7 protein-coding genes are annotated in these 3,601 nt (G+C 36.9%); 5 read left to right on the top strand and 2 right to left on the bottom strand.

Annotated features, from left to right (window positions below; translation table 11 throughout):
* The first annotated feature begins 36 nt into the window (after positions 1-36).
* The 4 genes from QZ359_RS05745 to QZ359_RS05760 all read left to right on the top strand — a co-directional run bounded on the left by QZ359_RS05745 (position 37) and on the right by QZ359_RS05760 (position 1,786).
* On the top strand, positions 37-216 hold the full coding sequence (locus QZ359_RS05745; RefSeq protein WP_261031800.1) for a hypothetical protein: 180 nt from the start codon (positions 37-39) through the stop codon (positions 214-216).
* A complete protein-coding gene (locus QZ359_RS05750; RefSeq protein WP_261031799.1) occupies positions 209-787 on the top strand; it encodes a GNAT family N-acetyltransferase in 579 nt (192 codons plus the stop codon). Before QZ359_RS05745 ends, QZ359_RS05750 begins: the two co-directional genes overlap by 8 nt.
* Before the next feature lie 374 nt (positions 788-1,161).
* Positions 1,162-1,449: a type II toxin-antitoxin system RelB/DinJ family antitoxin gene (locus QZ359_RS05755; RefSeq protein WP_001101478.1), complete on the top strand. Its 288-nt coding sequence runs from the start codon at positions 1,162-1,164 to the stop codon at positions 1,447-1,449.
* Positions 1,439-1,786, top strand: a complete 348-nt coding sequence (locus QZ359_RS05760) for a type II toxin-antitoxin system RelE/ParE family toxin (protein ID WP_293963958.1) — start codon at positions 1,439-1,441, stop codon at positions 1,784-1,786. Before QZ359_RS05755 ends, QZ359_RS05760 begins: the two co-directional genes overlap by 11 nt.
* Positions 1,787-2,056: 270 nt before the next feature.
* Here the strand turns inward: QZ359_RS05760 and rpmG are convergent, their stop codons facing one another.
* Positions 2,057-2,206: a 50S ribosomal protein L33 gene (gene rpmG, locus QZ359_RS05765; RefSeq protein WP_001265622.1), complete on the bottom strand. Its 150-nt coding sequence runs from the start codon at positions 2,204-2,206 to the stop codon at positions 2,057-2,059.
* A gap of 15 nt (positions 2,207-2,221) precedes the next feature.
* Positions 2,222-2,404: a 50S ribosomal protein L32 gene (gene rpmF, locus QZ359_RS05770; RefSeq protein WP_000290417.1), complete on the bottom strand. Its 183-nt coding sequence runs from the start codon at positions 2,402-2,404 to the stop codon at positions 2,222-2,224.
* Between the two features lie 229 nt (positions 2,405-2,633).
* Between rpmF and QZ359_RS05775 the strand changes: the two genes are divergently transcribed.
* Positions 2,634-3,601: dihydroxy-acid dehydratase (locus QZ359_RS05775; RefSeq protein WP_293963959.1), on the top strand; the 968-nt coding region annotated here is incomplete at its 3' end.

Genomic DNA, 3,601 nt, shown 5'->3' on the forward strand with positions numbered 1-3,601 from the left:
GAATTATACAATATATAAACTAAGGGGGGAATTAAAATGGCAACTAGAAGTTTTACAACTGATTTAAAGTTTAATCGAAAGTCTGCTGATAATTTAATTTCTGCTTTATCAGAGACTAAAAAATTTAGTCGTTCGAAAGATGTTGAATCAACTGAAATTAGTAGTTTAGAAGCAATCAGATTAATGTTTGCAAAAGGACAGAATAAGCGTGTATAATGTAATGTCATTGGATAACCTAATAACGGCATTAGGTGAAGAAGATACAAAAGAAAAATTATTAACATTCGAAGGTAAGTCGGATGTCCCCAATGATATTGAGTCTTTTTTACATGAGAAGGCAATTCAGTTTGAAAAATCTGCTATTGCATCAACTTATTTAGTATTTGAAGAAGAGACCAATATCTTAGTTGGTTTCTTTTCTTTGGCAAATAAGCCTCTCACGATGTCAGAAAAAAACTTTGATAGTTTGAGTAATACTCAAAGAAATAGGCTAAAACAATATGGGAGAAAAATAGGGAATAAGTTTCAAATCAATAGTTACTTGATTGGTCAGTTAGGTAAAAATTTTTCCAAAGAGGCTGAGAAAAAAATTAGTGGAGCTGATTTACTAACTCTAGCATTTGACAAAGTTGCTGAGGCCTCTGCCATTATACGCGCTAAATATGTATGGTTAGAGTGTGATAACAATGAGAAGTTAATCAATTTTTATAGCTCATTCGGTTTTAAGCAGGTAAATCCTAAACCACTTGAAGATGAATTAGTAGTGTTGATATTAAAAATTAAGTAAGTAAAATTTAAAGGCCACCGTATTTGGTGGTCTTTGTTTCTTGCCTGCTGAACTCATCATTTTAAGTCCTTTTTTGTTACCCTTTATGTTTTCTCAACTTATTTGAATTTAATAGTTTTGGAGAAAATCAAGTTAGATTTAGAGCAGGCTTAGGCCTGTTTTTCTGTACCTAATCACTGCAAGATAACAAAATGTTGTAATATTTTATTGAATCAGATAGGCTTTAGAGCCTTGATATTGAGCACTTTGGGGCGCTTTCCCTTAGTGCTTTTTTTGTTTTTACAATAGCTTTTAAGCATACAGCTATAAGTATCTATACGCGACTAGACCTGTATAGTTTAAAGTGATATAATAGTCTAAAAGGAGGTACTACTATGAATGTTTTAGAAAAAAATACACAGGTAAACTTTAAGACTAACAGAGACTTGTTAGAGAAGGCTAAAGCTATTATCACAGCGCAAAATCTTGATATGACAGCCAGTTTTAACTTGTTTTTAGAACACATTGTAGAAAATAAAGCCTTGCCATTTGAAACTCAAGTAGACAAAGAAAGAGAAGAACTTCTATCAGGGTTGCGTGCTGAAATTGCCCGTAGCTTTGACGATTTAGAACATGGAAGAACTTACAGTCTTGATGAAGTGAGGGCTAACCTTGGAATTTAACGAGAACGCATATAGCCTTATTATCTCCGAAACGGTACAAGAACAGCTAAGAGGTATTAAAGATTATATCTCAGCTAACTACTTTTCAGAACAGGCAGGGGCAAACACAGTTAAGAATATTCTTTATGGTTTGGAACGTCTTGAAGTTTTCCCAGAAGCAGGATTTGATGCTGACGAAAGAGTAGGAGGGATTATATACCCACCCCACAAAACTCGATGCATCATTTTAGGAGATTACCTAGCCTTCTATCATATTTTAGAGGACAGAAAAGCTGTCTTTGTATCAGATATTATTCATAGCAAACAGGACTACATCCGCTTGTTTAAGAAAAAATAGCGCATATTATTGAACTGTGTTTTGGATTCCAAAAATTTTAGAAAAGATTACTCTATTTCAAAAATTTTTAGGAATGAAAATATAAAAAAAGAGAAACCTCATAATGAAGTTTCTCTTGCTTTTAATCGTCCGAATCAATATTCTAATTTCAAAAAAAGGTAGTGAAAAAGGTAGTGATTCGAATGATTTCCCTTGCAATATAGTGAAATTAACAAAAAGAAAAAACGCTTGAATCAGCGTTTTTCTTCTGTATTGATCCGTATTGAATGCTTACTTAACTTCTGTAAACACAACGTGTTTGCGAAGTTTTGGTGAGTATTTCTTCAATTGAAGACGGTCTGGAGTGTTACGTTTGTTTTTAGAAGTAAGGTACAAGCGTTCACCAGATTCTTTGTGTTCAAGTGTAATATTTACGCGCATGGTATCTCCCTTCTATTATTCAGCTGATGCAGCTTTAGCGATTTTACGTCCTTTGTAGTATCCTTTAAGTGATACACGGTGAGAACGTGAGTAATCTCCAGTAGTTTCGTCAAAGTTTACAGATGGAGCTGTTACTTTGTAGTGTGTACGACGTTTGTTTTTCTTCGCTTTTGAAGTGCGACGTGCAGGTACTGCCATTTTGATTTCTCCTTTAGGTATTTATATTCGATTCAATCTACTGATTTTCATCAACCATACTAGGATAACACATTTTTTTTGTAAAGTAAAGTTACTTGACAAAAAAAGATAAAAAAATTAGAAGGTCATTAAGTAAATTGGTCGAATTTTCTGAAAATTCAAGAATTTTCTTCTGTTCATTGCTTTTAAAATGTGCTATAATAGTAAAAACTGAAATGGGAGGGAACAAATGACTGAATTAGATAAACGTCACCGCAGTAGCATTTATGATAGTATGGTAAAATCACCAAACCGTGCCATGCTTCGTGCGACTGGTATGACAGATAAGGACTTTGAAACACCGATTGTTGGGGTAATTTCGACTTGGGCGGAAAATACGCCATGTAATATCCACTTGCATGATTTTGGGAAATTAGCTAAAGAAGGTGTCAAATCGGCAGGTGCTTGGCCTGTGCAGTTTGGGACTATCACTGTAGCGGACGGGATTGCTATGGGAACGCCTGGTATGCGCTTCTCTTTGACATCTCGTGATATCATTGCGGACTCAATCGAGGCGGCTATGGGAGGCCACAACGTGGATGCCTTCGTCGCTATCGGTGGTTGTGACAAGAACATGCCTGGTTCTATGATTGCCATTGCTAATATGGATATTCCAGCAATTTTCGCCTATGGTGGAACCATTGCACCGGGAAATCTTGATGGCAAAGACATTGACTTGGTTTCTGTCTTTGAGGGGATCGGGAAATGGAACCACGGTGATATGACAGCTGAGGACGTGAAACGTCTTGAATGTAATGCCTGCCCTGGCCCTGGTGGCTGTGGTGGTATGTACACTGCTAATACCATGGCGACAGCTATCGAAGTTTTGGGTATGAGTTTGCCAGGTTCTTCATCTCACCCAGCTGAATCAGCTGATAAGAAAGAAGATATCGAAGCAGCAGGACGTGCTGTTGTTAAGATGTTGGAACTTGGTCTCAAACCGTCAGATATCTTGACTCGTGAAGCCTTTGAAGATGCCATCACTGTAACTATGGCTCTCGGTGGTTCTACAAACGCCACTCTTCACTTGCTTGCCATTGCCCATGCTGCCAATGTTGACTTGTCACTTGAGGACTTCAATACGATCCAAGAGCGTGTGCCTCACTTGGCTGACTTGAAACCATCTGGTCAGTATGTCTTCCAAGACCTCTACGAAGT

Source organism: Streptococcus sp. (assembly GCF_019414905.1).
Lineage (GTDB): Bacteria > Bacillota > Bacilli > Lactobacillales > Streptococcaceae > Streptococcus.

Bases quoted from the DNA above. Each gene is read 5' to 3' on its own strand.
- QZ359_RS05745 (WP_261031800.1), top strand. From the start codon at position 37: ATGGCAACTAGAAGTTTTACAACTGATTTAAAGTTTAATCGAAAGTCT.
- QZ359_RS05755 (WP_001101478.1), top strand. From the start codon at position 1,162: ATGAATGTTTTAGAAAAAAATACACAGGTAAACTTTAAGACTAACAGA.
- rpmG (WP_001265622.1), bottom strand. From the start codon at position 2,206: ATGCGCGTAAATATTACACTTGAACACAAAGAATCTGGTGAACGCTTG.
- rpmF (WP_000290417.1), bottom strand. From the start codon at position 2,404: ATGGCAGTACCTGCACGTCGCACTTCAAAAGCGAAGAAAAACAAACGT.